The 19,110-nt window shown below is 43.6% G+C and carries 10 protein-coding genes; 1 reads left to right on the plus strand and 9 read right to left on the minus strand.

The window, feature by feature from the left end; translation table 11 throughout:
* The first annotated feature begins 108 nt into the window (after positions 1-108).
* Positions 109-3,615 carry a bifunctional proline dehydrogenase/L-glutamate gamma-semialdehyde dehydrogenase gene (locus tag D0T84_RS08155; protein ID WP_163307390.1) on the plus strand — a complete coding sequence of 1,169 codons (3,507 nt, stop codon included), beginning with the start codon at positions 109-111 and terminating at the stop codon, positions 3,613-3,615.
* Positions 3,616-4,437: 822 nt separating this feature from the next.
* Here the strand turns inward: D0T84_RS08155 and D0T84_RS08160 are convergent.
* The 9 genes from D0T84_RS08160 to D0T84_RS08200 form a co-directional block, all read right to left on the minus strand.
* Entirely contained in the window at positions 4,438-5,847 is a 1,410-nt protein-coding gene (locus D0T84_RS08160) for a hypothetical protein (RefSeq protein ID WP_163307391.1), read from the minus strand.
* Between the two features lie 98 nt (positions 5,848-5,945).
* Positions 5,946-7,370: a hypothetical protein gene (locus D0T84_RS08165; protein ID WP_163307392.1), complete on the minus strand. Its 1,425-nt coding sequence runs from the start codon at positions 7,368-7,370 to the stop codon at positions 5,946-5,948.
* Between the two features lie 1,137 nt (positions 7,371-8,507).
* Complete coding sequence (locus D0T84_RS08170; protein ID WP_163307393.1) at positions 8,508-8,696, minus strand: hypothetical protein; 189 nt, start codon at positions 8,694-8,696, stop codon at positions 8,508-8,510.
* Between the two features lie 253 nt (positions 8,697-8,949).
* The gene (gene xylE, locus D0T84_RS08175) at positions 8,950-10,338 is read right to left on the minus strand and encodes a D-xylose transporter XylE (RefSeq protein WP_163307394.1); all 1,389 of its coding nucleotides are present in this window, start codon (positions 10,336-10,338) and stop codon (positions 8,950-8,952) included.
* 269 nt (positions 10,339-10,607) lie between these two features.
* Positions 10,608-11,936 carry a xylose isomerase gene (gene xylA / locus D0T84_RS08180; RefSeq protein WP_163307395.1) on the minus strand — a complete coding sequence of 443 codons (1,329 nt, stop codon included), beginning with the start codon at positions 11,934-11,936 and terminating at the stop codon, positions 10,608-10,610.
* A 135-nt stretch (positions 11,937-12,071) separates the two neighbouring features.
* Positions 12,072-13,487: a glycoside hydrolase family 30 beta sandwich domain-containing protein gene (locus tag D0T84_RS08185; protein ID WP_163307396.1), complete on the minus strand. Its 1,416-nt coding sequence runs from the start codon at positions 13,485-13,487 to the stop codon at positions 12,072-12,074.
* Positions 13,488-13,711: 224 nt separating this feature from the next.
* A complete protein-coding gene (locus tag D0T84_RS08190; protein ID WP_163307397.1) occupies positions 13,712-15,190 on the minus strand; it encodes a xylulokinase in 1,479 nt (492 codons plus the stop codon).
* A gap of 98 nt (positions 15,191-15,288) precedes the next feature.
* The gene (locus D0T84_RS08195) at positions 15,289-16,005 is read right to left on the minus strand and encodes an NUDIX domain-containing protein (RefSeq protein ID WP_163307398.1); all 717 of its coding nucleotides are present in this window, start codon (positions 16,003-16,005) and stop codon (positions 15,289-15,291) included.
* A gap of 596 nt (positions 16,006-16,601) precedes the next feature.
* Positions 16,602-19,100 carry a sugar-binding domain-containing protein gene (locus D0T84_RS08200; RefSeq protein ID WP_163307399.1) on the minus strand — a complete coding sequence of 833 codons (2,499 nt, stop codon included), beginning with the start codon at positions 19,098-19,100 and terminating at the stop codon, positions 16,602-16,604.
* Positions 19,101-19,110: the final 10 nt, after the last annotated feature.

Genomic DNA, 19,110 nt, shown 5'->3' on the forward strand with positions numbered 1-19,110 from the left:
TCCACTCTGGAATTATGATATTTTTTCGCCCCCATTATATTATTTTTTCAAGCTTTTAATATAACTTTAGCTTCATAAAATGAACCCCGTTAACAATATGTAAAACCTATGGAAAAAATCACGCACTCAGAAGTCCTCGAATGGGCGAAAGAATTCCTAAGAAAAGCGGAAAACGAATTAACGCCGGAGGAAGTAAAAGAACAGAAGAAATTTGCATCCCTGATCCAAACTCCGTCAAACAAAACCGTCTTATCCAAGATGCTGGATGAATCTTCTCAAATCAGAGACAAGGGGCTTGTTGTAAAACGAATGAAAGAACTTATAAATGAGTATGGTATCCCTGATTTTTTCAATTCATTTGATAGATTTCAACTGAAACTCTTTATGCACTTCGGTTTTCTTGCACCCGGTATCGCCGTTCCGCTATTTAACAAGAGATTACGTGAAGAGACGAATAAAATAATAATAGCCGAAGAACGCCCTGCGCTCACAGGCCACCTCCACGGCAGGTGGAATTCCCGCATAGGACAGAACGTTAACCTGCTGGGAGAGGTCGTATTAGGCGATGGGGAAGCCAAAAACCGCTATGAGCATTATCTGGAAGCACTGAAAGAGCCGGATATTAACTATATATCAATCAAACTGTCGGGTATTTATGCCCAGATACATTCCTTAAGCTACGAACAAAATAAGGAGGAGCTTTGCAAACTGGTAGCTTCCGTTTATCAGCAGGCAATCGATTACCCTTATACAGATCAGGATGGGGTAACAAAGCCCAAGTTCGTAAACCTGGATATGGAAGAGTACAAAGATACCGAACTCACCCTCGATGTATTTGAAGAGGTGCTGAGTATGCCTCAGTTCAAAAACTACACGGCAGGCATTGTGGTACAAGCATATCTTCCCGATGCAGGGCTATTTCAGGAACGTCTGTTAAAGTTCGCGAGGAAACGCGTAGCCGAGGGTGGCGCCCCGCTGAAAATGCGTTTGGTAAAAGGTGCAAACCTACAAATGGAAAGCATTATTTCATCCCTCAAAGGATGGGCAAATCCTGTGCTGCCTTCAAAGGTAGAGGTTGACGCCAATTATATGCATATTCTCGATATTGCTTTAGAGCCTGAGAATGCTAAGGCATTGCATGTAGGTGTAGCGTCGCACAACTTCTTCAGCATCGCATACGCTTATCTGCTGAGCGAGAAGAACGGAGTAGGTGAATACGTTACCTTCGAAATGCTCGAAGGGATGGCAAACAACCTTCCACGGGTGGTCAGAAACCTGAACAAGCAGATTATCCTCTATACTCCGGTGGTGAAGAAGGCGCACTTCCTGAATGCTATCTCCTATCTTGTCCGCCGTCTGGACGAAAATACCGGTAAGGACAACTTCCTCAGCTATTCATTCAACCTGAAACTGGACAGCCCGCAATGGAACTTCCTTACAAACCAGTTTCTGGAGGCATACAAGCTCAAAGACAGCGTTGTTCCGCAGTCGTTCCGTAAGCAGAACAGGAAAGAGAAGGCTGTACCCGTGAAAGACATTAACGTATTCGGCAACGAACCGGACACAGATCTCGACCTGCACGATAACCGAGAATGGGCTTTGGAATCACTCCGTAAATGGGGAACACTGGTCAATGATAAGAACTTCGTGATCCCTGTACAAATAGGCGACAAAGAAGTGCTTACCGAAAGCAAAAAGAAATACTACGACCGTAGCCGCAATGACCAGGTGTGCTTCTGCGAAGCGAACCTGTCTTCGCTCGACCAGATAAAGGAAATAATAGCCATTGCCGAAGAAGGCAGATCCGGCTGGAGAAACACAGATATCAACAAGCGGAATGAAATCCTGCATCGGGTAGCCGACAACCTCAGCGCCAAGCGTGGAGACCTTATCGGCTGTATGGCTGCGATTACAGGAAAAACCTTTACCGAAGGGGACGTAGAAGTTTCGGAAGCCATAGACTTCTGCCGCTTCTATCCTATCACTATGAAGCACTTTGCCGGACTGGAGACAGTTTCATATAAACCTAAAGGTATCATACTTGTTATTCCGCCGTGGAACTTCCCGCTGGCAATACCTGTAGGTGGCGTGGCATCATCCTTAGCGGGAGGCAATACCGTGATACTGAAGCCTGCTACTGTAGCCCTGCCTGTCGCATGGGAATTTGCCAAATGCTTCTGGGATGCAGGCGTTCCCAAAGACGCTTTACAGGTGGTTTGCAGCGCCGACCGTTCATCATTGAATTACCTGACTGCGCATCCGTCTGTCAAACATATAATACTTACCGGAGGTACCGATACGGCATTCAGGTTGCTGGAAAACAGTCCGCGAACACCACTGTCGGCCGAAACGGGCGGAAAGAACGCGATCATACTTACCGCCAACGGAGATCAAGACCATGCTATCCTGAACCTCGTATCATCGGCTTTCAGCAATGCAGGGCAGAAATGTTCGGCTTGTTCGCTGCTGTTGCTCGATAAGAAGACATACAATGATGAGAACTTCAAATCGAAGCTGAAAGACGCCGTCATCAGTATGCGTACAGGCAGTGTATGGGATACAATGAACATGGTAGGTCCAATGATTAGCAACGATAACGATAAACTGATGCATGCCATCAACAATCTGGAACCGGGCGAATCTTGGCTTGTAGCGCCGGAGTTTCTGGATGAAAAGAAATACATCCTGAAACCAACTGTGAAATGGGGCGTAAGACCAGGTAGTTTCACGTTTAAGAACGAGCTTTTCGCTCCGCTCCTGTCTGTAGTCTGCATCGATAACCTGAAACAGGGTATAGAGTACGCCAATTCATCTGAATATGGGCTCACCGCTGGATTACAAAGTCTGGACGAGGCAGAACACGAAATCTGGAAAAACAGCATCGAAGCCGGAAACCTGTATATCAACAGAGGTATTACCGGAGCCATTGTCAACCGCCAGCCATTTGGCGGAATGAAGCGTTCGGCATTCGGCGGAGGCATCAAAGCCGGAGGGCCTAACTATGTATCCTGCTTTGTAGAGTTTACAGAGAAAGAGCTTAATACACCTGCAAAGAGACAAGGTATCAGCGAACTGGCATCTGACGAAAAAGAAAAAAGCCGTATCAACTTCGCATACAACAGTTATGAAAAAGCATGGCTAGACGAATTCTCACAGGCAAGGGATGTAAACCATATCTATGGTGAAGAGAACGTCTTCCGCTATCTCCCATTGAAGAATATCGGGCTGCGTGTACAAGAGAGTGACAACATCGCCGATCTTCTGCTGATCCTGATGGCTGCAAGGAAAGCCAACACCCCTGTTGTGGTGAGTATCTCCGATGGGGACAACAAACTACAGGCGATAGAGAAAGCGGCAGGTATGCTGTCCGGCATCCAGATCAGGAAGCAGGATGAAAGCACGTTTATCGAAGAAATGGATTCCTACGAACGTGTACGTACTTGCTCTGCCGGCCTTTCTGATGCTATCTATCAGAAAGCGGCTAAGTTGGGCAAGCATATCGCTACTAACAAGCCTCTGGTTGAAGGACGCCTCGAATTGTTACATTATCTCAAAGAACAAAGCATTGCCTACGAATACCACCGTTACGGAAGTATCTTTGGAGAGGATAAATAGGAAAAAGCGCTATCTACTAATGGAATAAGGTAAGCTGATTATAAAAAAAGTGACAGCCACCCAATAAACAACCTGCCCCGAAGGGACTGAACATAGATAACCACGGGTAAAAACCCGTGGCAGGGACTGACTGAAAACATGTCTCCGTAGGAGGCAAATAGCGAAAACCAGTCCCGTTCGCCTCCTACGGAGACGGGCTCTTCCTTTCAGCTTTTGCCACGGGATTTACCCGTGGTTATCCGGATTAGCCCGCTTCGCGGACTTAGAAGCCTGACAGTAAAACAGAAACAACAGGCGGTTGCAAAAAAGTGACAAAGGTGACTCTTTTTTCATTACTATTACTTGTTACCTTTTTCCTCCGATTATATCAAAGAACGCATTATGTCCCGAAGGGACTGAACATGGATAACCACGGGTAAAGCCCGTGGCTAGACAGACCGAAAAACATGTCTCCGTAGGAGGCAAATAGCGAAAATCAATCCCATTCGCCTCCTGCGGAGACGGTCTATTCCTTTCGGCTTTTGCCACGGGCTTTACCCGTGGTTATCCATATTAGCCCGCTTCGCGGACTTAGAAGCTAACTGTAAAACAGGAATAGCAGGCTGCTGCAAAAAAGTGACAATAGTGACACTTTTTTCATTACTTTTTCCTGTTACCTTTTTTCCTCCGATTATACCAAAGAGCTCTTTATATAAGACAATTTTCTACGAAAAAATAACAGGCTGCTACAAAAAAAGTGACAGCCTGTTGTTTTTGATTATTGCCGGATTGCAAATCCTGACAGGAGGGGCTTCGGGATTGCAAACCCCGAAGGACGGAAGATCATTCTGCTACACAACGCACTGCGAATCCATTGACAGGATAAAAATAATGGTCTCCAGGAAAAATAGATTCCCACTGCCTAAAGCCAAAGGTACCGATAACATTATCTACGCGTCCCGGATGCTTCCAATTATTAGAAGACCAATAAGTCGTCGTCAGGTCTAATGGATTTAAGACTCCATTATGTCCACTTCGTATAAGAACAGACGGCAAATACAGTGCATCCCCTACCTTCATGCCATTTCCGTCCCATGTCCATTCGTTCGCTAATACCGGAGGAGTGGGCACAAGCGATATTACTACCCCTAAGCGTTCTTCAGGCCCTCTGATAATAGATTGCCACTGCATTAAACTCGGAACCTTCCAACCTTCGGGGCAAGGATCATTCTTTGCCTTAGGTACATCCATCAGAAGAGTTGCGTTGCCCCAGTTTAAGCGTATAGGACTAACTGCAGTTGTCCAACTTACAAAGTTTGTTCCGGCTATAAATTTCCCATATTTATCGCTTGTTATCTTTACCTGATTTTCACCGTCAAGGTCAGCGACTGTAGCTCTTTCGTCTACAACCAGGCTTGTCCGCTTCTCATGACCGTCGGCTTTGCGTCCCCACTGGTACAGGTCTCCCTTGATGTCGAAGCCTACGTCATCGCCATCCGACTTCCATGTGAAAGGATCGAGCGAAGGGTCGGCGCCCAGGTTATGGCACATAAAGACTAGCCAGCGGTCGTCGTAGGTTTTTGCCCCGCAGCCCCATACTATCTCTATTGTGTCAGACTCGGCACTGCAGCTGGGGTTGTCCGCCTCCGATGCAATGCACTTGTATTGGTAGAGCCCCAGTTTCTCAAATTCCACCTGATACGTATCGCTTGTAGCACCGTTTATGGGTAGAAAATCTTTCTCGGAGTTATAGTTGCGGTAATACCATTGGTAAGTAAGGCTTGTACCTGTGGCGCTGATGCTCAATGTAGGCGCTGGCGCAGGAACAACAGGCTTGGAAAGATCCATCGTGCCGGCAGGCATATGAGGATTCCATATCACGTAACGCTTTTCGGTATCTTCCAGCGGCTCTATCACGGGTGCGGTACAAGGTGGTTCGCAGGCAGAAATCCATTCGGTGCCGCTCCAGAATTCAATGCAATTATTCGTTGTATTGTAGATCGTCAGCCCCTTAGCTTCAGCCTTAGCCTTGAAGGCGGGGGTGGTGATATCGTTACGCTGAATGGTGGTCAGGTGTGGCATGCGCAGGCCGGCTTTATCGTTGGAAATCAATTCGAGCACCGAAAAGGTTTCGGGCTCTTTGTTGCTGCCTACGGTTACCTGGGCATATACGCCCGGGGTAAGTACAAGGAAGGCGAGAACGGCAATTGCCTGCCGCCACCGTTTTTTTGTTCGTGTTTCAGTTGTTTTCATAAAAGCAGTTTATAATTTAAAAATTTAGAGTTTAATAGAAAGAACCACCCCTCCTCGGTTAGGCATAGGCGGAGTCTACGCCAAACGGAGGTCACTTTTTACTCTTGGATGCAGCGAATGGGGAATCCATTGACAGGATAATAGTAATGATCTGCAGGGTAAATAGATGCCAATGAGATAAAGCCAAAAGTACCGAAAACGTTAGCAGCACGTCCTGGGTACTTCCAGTTATTTGATGACCAATACGTAGAACCATAACCGCCCGTCGAGAATTTTCCATTATTGCCACTGCGTGTAGTGGCTGCCGGTAAATACAGTGCATCTCCGATCTCCACTCCATTCCCTGTCCATGTCCATTTATTCACTAATACCGGAGGAGTGGGGATGAGCGAAATAATAGTCCCAAACGCAGTCTCAGGCCCTCTGACAATAGATTGCCACTGCAATAAACTCGGGACCTTCCAACCTTCGGGACAAGGATCGTTCTTTGCCTTAGGTACATCCATCAGAATAGTTCCGTCACCCCAATTTAATAGTATCGGATCAAATCCGACAGTCCAAGAGGAAAAATTTGTTCCGGCTATAAATTTTCCATATTTATCGCTTGTTACCTTTACCTGATTTTCACCGTCAAGGTCGGCGACCGAAGCAATTTCGTCTACAACCGGGCTTGTCCGTTTCTCATGCCCATCGGCTTTGCGCCCCCACTGGTACAGGTCTCCCTTGATGTCGAAGCCTACCTCATCGCCATCCGACTTCCAGGTGAAAGGGTCAAGCGAAGGGTCAGCGCCCAGATTATGGCACATAAAGACAAGCCAGCGGTCGTCGTAGGTCTTTGCTCCACAACCCCATACGACCTCTATTGTGTCAGACTCGGCACTGCAGCTGGGGTTGTCCGCCTCCGACACAACGCACTTGTATTGGTAGAGCCCCAGCTTCTCAAACTTCACCTGATAGGTATCGCTGGTGGCACCATATACGGGCAGAAATTTTTTCTCGGAGTTATAGTTGCGGTAATACCACTGGTAAGTAAGGCTTGTACCTGTGGCGCTGATGCTCAATGTAGGCGCTGGCGCAGGAACAACAGGCTTGGAAAGATCCATTGTGCCGGCAGGCATATAAGGGTTCCATATCACATAGCGCTTTTCGGTATCTTCCAGCGGCTCTATCACGGGTGCGGTACAGGATGGTTCGCAGGCAGAAATCCATTCGGTGCCGTTCCAGAACTCAAGACAGCCTATCGTTGTATTGTAGATCGTCAGTCCCTTGGCTTCAGCCTTAGCCTTGAAGGCGGGGGTGGTGATATCGTTGCGCTGAATGGTGGTCAGGTGTGGCATACGCAGTCCGGTTTCTTTGTTGGAAATCAATTCGAGCACCGAGAAGGATTCAGGCTCTTTGTCGCTGCCTATGGTTACCTGGGCATATATGCCCGGGGTAAGTACAAGGAAGGCGAGAAAGGCAATTGCCTGCCGCCATAAGGGCTTACTACGTGCCAGCTTGTTTTGTGTCTTGGTTGTTTTCATAAAAGTAGTTTATAAGCCACCCCCTCCCGGCCTCCCCCAAAAGGGGAGGAGACCGGAGAGATGGAAAGATGAATAATACCCTCAGAAGCAGAGGTTTTGTTTATTATAATTAGGTTTATATTTGTATTGACCCATTGCCACTCCTCCCTTTTGGGGAGGCCGGGTGGGGTGGTTTTACCGCCTCGCGCTACCTCCCCTATTGGGGGAGGCAGGAGGGGGTGTATTACGGGGAGGTATTCTTTTACGACTTTCACAAGCGGTAAAAGACCGATTGAAGACAAATAAGATAACGTTGAAGACAAACAAGACAATACGGATGTTCCCTCCCCGAATGTTAGATTTTTAATTATATTTGCAGAATATAGGATGCGCCTCGGCAATCTCAAGCAAGCTTGATTGCGTTCGGCTTTCACTATATTTGCAATAAAAAGGCAAATACCCAGTCCCGGACATATACCGGATGGGGACGATATATGACCTCTGTGTATATAGCGATATACTATATTCCTATAGAAATGTAGTTGTGAATACATTTGTTATTTGCTTCGTTTCTACCGTCTTTATATGCCTTCTTGCCAAAAAACAAGAAGTGTCTCCTAATAGGTTTTCGAGTCTGTCTCTTTATAAGTGACAGACAGCAGAAAATGCGCTATGCAATTGACTGTATATCAGATAGCTACAAGAGTGAAAAATGAAACGAAAAAGCTTTGTGCAACATTTGTCAAACAAAAAAGTAGTGATTTGCCGCCATCGACACCGGATAACAATCTGTATATCAACAAAATAAAAGCAGATTTAAGGAGAAAAATCCGACTTTCCGTTAAGCCATTTGTAAAACATTTGTAAAACACCTGTAAATAAGCAGTTTACAAGAAAAAAGTTGTAAGAAAAATGAGTATTTGCAGCTACTAAAAAAAGCTTAAAAAACGGGCATTTAGGCGTGATTGGATAATAATTGTGCGGAAATAAGCAACAAATTAAAGGGTGAGATGCCCTATATTTGCAGTCATAAGTTCAACAGGTTGTCCGTCACTTATAAAGAGACGGACTCTTTATTTGCCACTATATCAATATAAAGGACAAAGATAAGGATAATCTTTTTGGCCATGTGCTGGCTATCCGGAGGAGTAAGTTCTATCAATTTGTCTTCTTATAACTGACAACAGCCCAGATATTGAAAAACAGGGCAAATCCTAGCAAGGCGAGCCTGTTTGCATAAGCGACTGATTGGGGTCTGTGGCATCTGCGATAAGCTGTATGGATGCTTCGCCTGTCGCGGAATATATGGTAGAATTCTTTTTTGACGAAAGAAAGAAACTGTTTCATTTTATATAGTTGATAATTGACAGTGGATATTTGTTTCCATACATCTTGATTGTTCAGAATTAATAAAACTTCTCATAAGCATTGTTAAAACAACAAAAAGCAGACTCAGAAACTGTTTAAATTTTATTCAATTAGATCAGACCAGACTATAATGGGCATAAAGACAATCAGGGGTTTGTTATCTCAACAAACCCCTGATTTTTAATTAACCTTTTTTTAACCTATTTTCAATAAATCAATAATGATGTTTTTTTTATTTTTTCCACAGTTTTTCCATATCTTCCAACGTCTTGCCTTTGGTTTCCGGTACCATTTTCCACACGAACAGAGCGGATAAAACAGCCATCAACCCATAGAAACCATAGGTCAGACCTCCACTAAACTCCATCATAGGAGGATAGGTAGAAGAAATCAGATAATTAGCGAACCATTGTGCTGCCACTGCAATGGCTACAGCCTGCCCCCTTATCTTATTCGGGAATATCTCTGCTATCAATACCCAACAGATAGGCCCCCACGACATCATAAATGACGCGGTATAAATGATAATAAAGACGAGTGTGCTAACTCCGATTATATTATTGAAAGCCAGTCCCGATATGGCAAACATACCGATAGCCATACCAATAGAGCCCGTAATAAGAAGAGGCTTACGTCCCCATTTGTCTACCGTAAGAATGGCAACAACAGTGAATATAACATTTACCAGCCCCATTATTATTGTTTGCAGCATCGATGCATCTTTAGCAGCTCCCATGCTTTCAAAAATGCGAGGTGCATAGTACAAAGCCACATTTATACCTACAAATTGTTGAAAAACGGACAGGAGTATCCCTATTATAATAACTTTCGTTCCATACGAAAAAAGCTTTGCTTTCACATTTCCGGATACGGTTGATTTTATATCATTCAATATAGATTGAGCCTTTTCTTCCGATCCGTTAATTTTTTTCAAAACAACTAAAGCCTTCTCGTTCTGCCCTGTCATAGACAAATAGCGAGGAGTTTCGGGAACTAACAGCAAAAGCAGTCCGAACAAAGCAGCAGGGATAGCTTCAGAAGCAAACATATAGCGCCAACCAATAGAATTTATCCACTCGAGAGTTTGTCCGTTGGCAATACCCCAGTTTACAAAATATACGACAAGCATACCAAAAATAATGGCAAACTGATTGAATGAAACCAAGCGCCCTCTGATATCTGCCGGAGCAATCTCACCTATATACATCGGACAGACGGCAGATGCGAGTCCAACACCGATACCTCCTATAATCCGATAAAAATTAAATGTGAATAGGAGTGCCATCGTAGGCTCACCCTTTGTGAAGAAAAGGGTTTCCGGGAAACCGGAACCCAATGCTGAAATAAAAAACAAAATTGCAGCCAGCAAAAGTGATTTCTTCCTCCCCAGACGGGAAGATATAAGACCCGATAGTGCTCCTCCGATAATGCACCCGATAAGCGCACTCGATACTGTCGCTCCATGAGCAAAGGCACTCAGCCCAAGCGGGTCGATCAAATATGATTGTATAGACTTTTCGGCACCTGAGATAACCGCTGTATCGTACCCAAAGAGCAACCCTCCCAAAGTAGCGACAAGTGTAATACCAAAAATATAAAACTTATTCAGTTCGTTTTTCATTGGTCAAGATTTTAAGAGTTATGAATTATAAATTGAAGTCGTCTAGACTTTTCGACTTTGGTAATATTTTGAAATAAATACCCTCTTTTTCATTTTGAACGGAGTGAAACACCGTTCGGCGTTAGCCAATTGCAAACCGGCAGAGCGAAGCGGAGCCAAATGTCTCTTGAGAAACGAGATGCGTCCTGTCGTCAGCATGACAAAATGAAAGAAGAATAAAAAGTCTAGATAACTTCATTATGAGTTATAATTCATAACTCATAGTTATATTAGATATACATATTCACAATAGCTTCATAAAGCTCTTGCTTACCACTTATTTGTTTTGGTTCACCTACTTTATGTGCAATCGTACGTAAATCTTCAAGAGTCAGTTTGCCATCTTCGAACGCTTTACCATCGCCACCGTCGAATGAAGCATAACGAGCCTGACGCAATTTCTTATAATCTGAGTTTTCAAGGATATCGGCAGCAACTAACAGGCCGCGTGCAAATACATCCATACCCGAAATATGAGCAATGAACAAGTCGTCCATATCTGTTGAGTTACGACGGATTTTAGCATCAAAGTTCACACCACCGTTGCCAAGACCACCTGCCGGAAGCATTACCAACCATGCGTGAGCGAAGTCATAAATATCAAGAGGGAACTGGTCTGTATCCCAACCGTTCTGATAGTCGCCACGGTTAGCATCGATACTACCTAATAGACCTGCGTCTACAGCAGCTTGTAATTCGTGCTCGAATGTATGTCCTGCCAGTGTAGCGTGGTTTACTTCGATATTTACTTTAAAGTCTTTATCCAGACCGTAATTGCGAAGGAATCCGACTACAGTTTCAGTATCAAAGTCATACTGATGTTTGGTTGGTTCCATTGGCTTAGGCTCTATCAGGAATGTACCTGTAAATCCTTGTTTACGTGCATAGTCGCGCGCCATAGCTAAGAAACGTCCCAGATGGTCTTTTTCACGCTTCATATCTGTGTTCAACAGGCTCATATAACCTTCGCGTCCACCCCAGAATACATAGTTGGAACCACCAAGAGCAATAGTTGCATCTATGGCGTTTTTCACCTGAGTACCTGCACATGCAACCACATCAAAATCAGGGTTTGTAGAAGCACCGTTCATATAACGTTCGTGGCTGAAAACATTGGCTGTACCCCAAAGAAGTTTCACGCCCGAAGCAGCTTGTTTTTCTTTTGCGTAATCTACGATTGTTTGCAGGTTCTTTTCGTATTCAGTCCACGAATTACCCGAACTAACCAAGTCAACGTCATGGAAACAATAGAATGGAATCCCCATTTTAGTCATAAACTCAAATGCCGCATCCATTTTATATTTAGCCTGGCTGATAGCATCGTTGCCGATGTTCCACGGATGATGAATAGTAGCGCCACCAAACGGGTCGCCTCCGTCGGCACACAATGTATGCCAGTAAGCCATAGCAAAGCGAGTCCAGTCTTTCATGGTTTTACCCATTACTACACGGTTTTCGTCATAAAAACGATATGCTAAAGGATTTTTGCTTTCTTTTCCTTCAAATTTTATTTTTCCTATGCCCGGAAAAAATTCCTTTGTTCCTTTTAAAATTTCCATGATTTGATTTTTTACTTAATTGTTTACTTAAAGAATTATATTATAACTAAGGTCACAGACCTATTTATTATTTTTATATCTATAACAGCGAACATTCGTAGAATTAGGTATTACTGTATTAAATACTTCCATTACTTATTTACTTGCATTTATGGTGAAAGTATTTATCGACTGAGCTTTCATTTCTACCGAAAGCATCTGCTCTTTTATTTTCACTTTCAGGCTCTTAGGCGATTCGCTTTCGTTGGTTGCGATAACAACAACCGAATTATCCGAGTTGCAGAATGCCAGTATATTATCATATGTGCCCTCTGTAGCCAAGCGTTTAGCACCCGGTTTTACAAAGTGGCTGAATTGTTTCATCAGGTAATACTCAGGATTGTATTTGTACGTTTTATTTTCCTGATCTACTGATATCAGCGAGTTTTGAGGCCATTTCCAACGGTTGTTAGCCGGGTCTTTATCCAGCGAGATATTCCAGTACATATAAGCTGATATCCCGTTGTTGAAATAATGCTTCATCAGGTTCCAGATATAGAAGCAATATTGCCATGAATTTTGCCCGTCGCCACACTCGCTCTCGGTTTGTATGAGCTTCATATCCGGGTAAGTTTCGTGTATTTTGGCAATTGACTCTTTTCCTGCCCACTGGAAACCGATTTCGGAAATATACTGCCCACTCTTATTTTGCATAATGGTATCCACCAGCAAATGATTACCGCGTTCCATTGTACCCAACATAACCTGTACACCCATTTCTTTCATCTGAGGGCCAAGATAATCACCGATAAAGGTGCTTAATCCGGCAGCCGTCCATGTGCATGAAGGGAATATCTGGCAGGAGTTAAACTCATTCTGAGGGGCAACCATACCGATATTTATATTTTCAGCTTTATATGCTTCTATGAATTTTGCGAAATACAACGCGTAAGCCTTAAAATATTCGGGTTCCTGGATAAACATATTCGTGCCTTCCAAGTCCTGTGTAGGGCTACCTTTCAGGTCGTTTACATTCGGGTTGGGCTTGCAGGCATAATGTTTGCTATATTTCATCCATGTAGGAGGTGACCACGGTGAAGCCCATATCTTTATATCGGGATTAATCTTCTGGGCAGCCTTGATAAAAGGAATCAGCGTTTCCTTATCATTTGCCACCGAGAAGTTTTTCATATCAAAATCTTTATCTGTCTCATTGTATGAATACCAATCGCGGGAGAAATCATTTGCCCCGACAGGCATACGTCCCAACGTAAAATTCATTCCTTCCGGACTGAACAGGTCTTTGATAATCTTATCACGGTCAGCTTCATCCAGAGCATTCAACGTTGTCCAGCCCAGTTCATTGAAACAGCCTCCAAATCCGTCTACTGTCTGCAATGTTTTATCCGTCAGCACAGTTATATCGGCCGTGCCTTCTACTCCAGACATGGTAATAGCAGGATTTTCGACAAAACATGAGTCAGGCGTGGTACTTACCCACTTTACTGCTTGTGGTTGCGAGCACGACAACAGTAAAGAACCACATAAAACTGAAAACAGTAGCTTTTTCATACGATTCGGTTTTATTTAGAAATAAGTATATATATCATAAATTCAATTTATTATATTTCATCTAACCCTTCCCCCTTCGGGGACTTCCCTTTATCAAAAGGGAAGAGTGTCTGACGGGCAATCCTCGCTTTGCGACTCTCCCCTCACTTCTCCCTCTCCTTTTGGGGAGGGCTGGGGTGGGGTCGGGAGTGCCTAAAGGGCGAGGGGTTGAAATAAATATTCAATTATTTTACAACCATATTCCTCCAACGTTCGTAAGCTTCCCTGTATTGCGCTTTCTTATCTTTCTCCGGTTCTATAACCGCCAGTTTCTCTAGTGAGGCAAAGGCTTCCTGCGGAGTAGAATAGATACCGATACCGATACCCGCTCCCTTTGCTGCTCCTGCTGCTCCGTCGGTATTATAAAGTTCGATAGTGACATCGCTTACACTGGCTAATGTCTGAGAGAAAACAGGGCTCAGGAACATATTGGCATATCCGGCTTTTACTGTCGAGATATTCATTCCCATTTCGCGCATTATCTCCATACCGTATTCATATGAAAAAACAATGCCTTCCTGTGCAGCACGCAGGATATCCCTCTTGTCGTGTATATTGAAGTTGATACCATGTATGGAGCAGTTTACATCCTGATTTTCCAGAACACGCTCTGCGCCGTTACCGAATGGAATGATACTAATGCCTTTTGCACCTATAGGCGATTGTGCTGCCAACTCATTCATATCACTGTACGAAAGCCCTTCTACAGCCAGATTGCGTTTCAGCCACGAGTTGAGAATACCTGTACCATTGATACAGAGCAAAACGCCAAGCCGTGTTTGTTCAGGTGTATAATTTACGTGTGCAAATGTATTTACACGTGATAGCTTATCATAATTCAACTGGTCGAGCACACCATAAACGACACCCGAAGTACCTGCTGTGGAAGCGATTTCTCCCGGCTCGAATACATTCAGGGACAATGCGTTGTTTGGCTGGTCGCCCGCACGGTAAGAAACCGGAGTGCCTTCTTTCAGCCCTAGTTCCTTCGCTGCCTCTGATGAAACATAGCCCTGTACTCCAAAGATAGGTTTGATCTCAGGGAAGAAACTTTTAGGGATACCATAATAGTTCAGTACATCTTCCGACAATGCATTTGTTTTGAAATCCCAGAATATACCTTCCGACATACCTTCTATGGTGACAACAATATCGTTCGTCAGCTTCATTCCGATATAATCGCCCGGAAGCATCAGTTTGTCTATTTTCTCATAGATATGCGGTTCATTTTCCTTTACCCATGCCAGCTTAGATGCCGTAAAATTACCCGGAGAATTAAGCAGGTGACTCAGGCATTTTTCTTCGCCTATCGCCTTAAATGCTTTTTCGCCATAAGGCACGGCACGGCTATCGCACCAGATGATGGAAGGGCGAAGCACTTTCTTATCCTTATCTACAAGAACCAGCCCGTGCATTTGCCAGGTAATACCGATAGCCTGTATATCTTCCCCTTTGGCTCCGGCTTTCTGCATCACTGACTGATGCGCCAGTTTGAGGTTTGCCCACCAATCGGAAGGGTCTTGTTCTGCCCAGCCCGATTTTACAGCGGTTATTTTCATTTCTTCCTTCGGGAAGAAGTCAGAAGCTACGATTTTACCTGTTGCGGCATTTACCAAACAAGCCTTTACGGAAGAGCTACCTATGTCGTATCCTAGTAAATACATGTTTCTTTGAATTATAAGTTATAAATGATGAATTATAAATTTAAAATTACGAGTTATGAGTTTTACTTATAATTTATAACTCATAATTCATAATTCCTTTAAATACTCGTTTTCAGTTTATTATACGCTTTTTTGTCAAATTTGAAATAACGTGCTGCCCTGTGCGATACATCTTTCTGTTTTTCTTCGAGAGGCAAAACATAGGACATGGCAGCTACTTTCTTATGAAAATTGCGTATATCTATTTGCTTATTGTAAATAGCCTCGTACAACTTATGTAGCTGGCTAATCGTAAATTTCTGCGGAAGTAATTCGAATACGATAGCCGGATTGAGTTCAATCCATGTGCGTATCTCGGTCAATGATTCTTTTACTATCTGATTGTGATCGAATGGCATTTGCGGCAATTTATTTACAGGGCACCATTCGGTCAGTTTATATTTGGATACATTATTCAGTTTCCTGTCCACCTTGCACAGAGCCAGATACGCTACGGTTATCAACCTGTTGATATTCGGCTTGTAGGCCATATCCAGCCATTTCATATCATCGGGATCATTTGCCCTGTTGGGAGAAGCAAAGCAACGGAATTGTTTCAGGGTCATTCTCTTGATGCCGGTAAGTTCAAACAACACCCTGTTCGCTGCATCGTCCACGTCTTCCTCATTGTAAATAAGGCTTCCCGGCAACTTCAAATCCTTAGCGCCTTTCTTATCCACATTGCGCTGAACGAGTAAGATATTGAGCTGGCCTTCGTCAAAACCGAAGACAACGCAATCGACCGAAACGTATGTATGAATGAAGTTCGCTTTCATGGTAAAGATTAAAATACTTATTGTATCAAGTACAAATATAAAACTTCATTTTGAAAACCAATCACACAAAAGCAATTATTTTTAGTTAAATAATTGTACTACAATACATTACATATAGTATTATATACAATAAGGAAAGTTTGGATATTGTACAAACAACATGAAGCATCCCGCATCCACAAAGGATTTGAAAACAAAAAAATTAACATACCATAGACTATTATGATATGTTAATTTTTACAATAAGAGGGTGTATTCAGTTAACAGTTAGCAGTTAGCAGTTAGCAGCCTCGTTCTTTCGGATTTGTAATCAGTCGTGACTGGAAGTTTTTTCATCAATTAACATACTGTATGTTAGTTATTTGCGATAATATTTTCTTCCTGTCAATTGCCTCCTGCTTTAGCTGGAGGATAAGATGGATGAAAGAAAAGGGGCTTTAGTCACAATATCACAGAATAAACAGGTTTGGCTAAAGCCTTTGCTATCCTGTTATTCGTAACCCACGACTTAAAAGTCGTGGCAATTGATTAAAATACATCTATTAAAAATCTTTCGACCAACTATGATTTGTAGTCCGATGAGACAAGAGAATACATTACCGTGTTTTTATATTTATTACAGCTTCTTTCAGATTGTCTGACTGCGCCCTCAATGTTATTGTCCCCGCTTCTTTTTGCGACTGAACAACAACCAGTGCTTTCCCGTTAAACAGCTTACGGGCAGGCTTCTTCAATGAATCAGGGTCGGTGGGGTCACCATTATCCGTTCCTGCAATAAAGCCATTACCTTCTACCGAGAAGTTAATCAGATTATCAGCTACGGGGACAGGATTACCTCCGGCATCGAGAGCCTCAACCGTGATAAAGGATAAATCCTTGCCATCGGCTTTGAGCGCTGTTCTGTCGGCAGTCAGACGGAGGGATACAGGTTCGCCTGTTGTTTTTATTTCTTTGGTCAGCACTTCTTTCCCATTTTTATAAGAAATGGCTTTTAATGTTCCTTTCTTATATGGAACACGCCAGAATACATGGTAGATATCTTTTTCTTTTGCCTTCTTCCCCAACGATTCACCATTCAAAAACAATTCCACTTCGTCAGCATTATTGTAATAAGCCCATACATCCACTGTTTGCCCTTCTGCCCAGTTCCAATGTGGGAAAATATGCAGGACATCCTTATCCGACCATTCGCTCTGATACATATAATAGACATCTTTAGGAAAGCCTGCAAGGTCTATCACACCGAAATAAGAGCTACGGGATGGCCACCAGAAAGGTGTAGGCTCGCCCAGATAATCGAAACCTGTCCACAGATAGACACCTGAGATATGGTCATAATTTTTCACCAGACGCCATGTATCTTCGTGGGTGCTGCCCCAAGGCACATGACAGTTGTCGTATGACGAACAATGATGCACCGGGCGGTCGAATGGTTTATCCCATCTTTCGGGCCAGATATTCATGCTGTCGGATGGCATTTCGTAGTATCCGCGCGACATCAGTGCAGATGTAGACTCTGTGATTATCAGTTTTTGATTTGGAAACTTCTCGTGAAAATTAACCCAATTGTTTTCATGGTAATTGAAACCGATAATATCCATTGCTCCCGATCGGAAAACATGATTCGACGGCTCGGTTTCGTTATTCCCTGTAGTAACCGGGCGTGTAGGATCCAGTTTTTTCGCAATATCTGCCAGCTTGATAGCAAGCAAGGAGTTTACATGCAACTCTTTAGCGTTTACATCTTTCTTATTTAGTGTATTGGCAAAGTTTAGTATCATATTTGCCTGTTGCAGATTCATTGTATCGGCATCTATATGCGACCATTGCTCCAGCACTTCGTTACCCATACTCCACATAAAGATAGACGGATGGTTGCGATCACGTACAATCAGGTCGGTAAGGTCACGCTCGTGCCATTCGGGGAAATACTGTGAATAATCGTATGGTGATTTTTTCTTACGCCACATATCGAATGCTTCATCCATCACAATAAAGCCCATCTTGTCGCACAAATCCAACAATTCGGGTGCAGGCGGGTTGTGAGCCGTGCGGATACCGTTACAACCCATCTCTTTCAGAATCTCCAGCTGGCGCTCCATCGCCCTGACATTTGCCACTGCGCCAAGACAACCCAGGTCATGGTGCTGGCACACTCCTTTTATCTTTACGGATTCCCCATTCAGGAAGAAACCTTTATCCGGGTCAAATGAGAAGTAACGAAGACCTACAGGTGTTTCGTATTCGTCTACAATATCGCCATTTTGCTCTATACGGGTTATCACCTTGTACATGTAAGGATTTTCTACAGACCAAAGGTTGGGTGTAGCCAAACTCAGCGACTGCGTCATATTCACAGTTTCACCCGCTCCGACACCATTCGAGTTATTTGTTTTTACGACTTCTTTTCCGTCCTTATCTACGAGGATAGAATATAATTCAAACCTTTGACCTGAGTCCGAAGAATTTTTTATTTTTGTTTCTATACTTATCTCTGCACTCTCCTTTGTTACATACGGAGTTGTAACATAAGTACCCCAATGGTCTACATGCAACGGATTAACCGTTACCAGCCATACATTGCGGTAAATACCCGAACCGGAATACCAGCGTGAATTTGGCTGCTGTGAGTTATCCACCCTGACAGCAATTACATTCTTTCCCCCTACCTTTATATATGGGGTAAGGTCGTAACGGAACGAGATATATCCATTCGGACGTTCGCCCAACAGATGTCCGTTTACCCAGACTTTACTGTTCCAGTAAACACCATCGAAATCTATATATATATTTTTATTTTCGCTTTCTTTTTCAATTGTAAATTCTTTACGATACCAGCCTATGCCGCCCGGTAACGCTCCACTACCCGGTGTAGCCGGGTTGTCAATGGAGAAATCAGCCTCGATGCTCCAGTCGTGAGGTAAGTTCAGTGCTCTCCACTCAGAATCGTCATATCGGACATTATAAGCAGTGGAGTCATCGCCCGGATAGAATTTCCAGTTTTCTGTAAAATCTGCATTCTCTCGTGTTTCCTTTGAAGAAGAACACGAAAACAGAACTGTACAAACAAGAAGAAACAGATAGGATTTTTTCATACAGTAAAAT

Origin of the sequence: Dysgonomonas sp. 521, from assembly GCF_010501055.1 — a bacterium.
Taxonomy (GTDB): Bacteria; Bacteroidota; Bacteroidia; order Bacteroidales; family Dysgonomonadaceae; genus Dysgonomonas.

Coding starts and splice junctions, on each gene's coding strand:
- D0T84_RS08155 (WP_163307390.1), top strand. CDS start 109: ATGGAAAAAATCACGCACTCAGAAGTCCTCGAATGGGCGAAAGAATTC.
- D0T84_RS08160 (WP_163307391.1), bottom strand. CDS start 5,847: ATGAAAACAACTGAAACACGAACAAAAAAACGGTGGCGGCAGGCAATT.
- D0T84_RS08165 (WP_163307392.1), bottom strand. CDS start 7,370: ATGAAAACAACCAAGACACAAAACAAGCTGGCACGTAGTAAGCCCTTA.
- D0T84_RS08170 (WP_163307393.1), bottom strand. CDS start 8,696: ATGAAACAGTTTCTTTCTTTCGTCAAAAAAGAATTCTACCATATATTC.
- xylE (WP_163307394.1), bottom strand. CDS start 10,338: ATGAAAAACGAACTGAATAAGTTTTATATTTTTGGTATTACACTTGTC.
- xylA (WP_163307395.1), bottom strand. CDS start 11,936: ATGGAAATTTTAAAAGGAACAAAGGAATTTTTTCCGGGCATAGGAAAA.
- D0T84_RS08185 (WP_163307396.1), bottom strand. CDS start 13,487: ATGAAAAAGCTACTGTTTTCAGTTTTATGTGGTTCTTTACTGTTGTCG.
- D0T84_RS08190 (WP_163307397.1), bottom strand. CDS start 15,190: ATGTATTTACTAGGATACGACATAGGTAGCTCTTCCGTAAAGGCTTGT.
- D0T84_RS08195 (WP_163307398.1), bottom strand. CDS start 16,005: ATGAAAGCGAACTTCATTCATACATACGTTTCGGTCGATTGCGTTGTC.
- D0T84_RS08200 (WP_163307399.1), bottom strand. CDS start 19,100: ATGAAAAAATCCTATCTGTTTCTTCTTGTTTGTACAGTTCTGTTTTCG.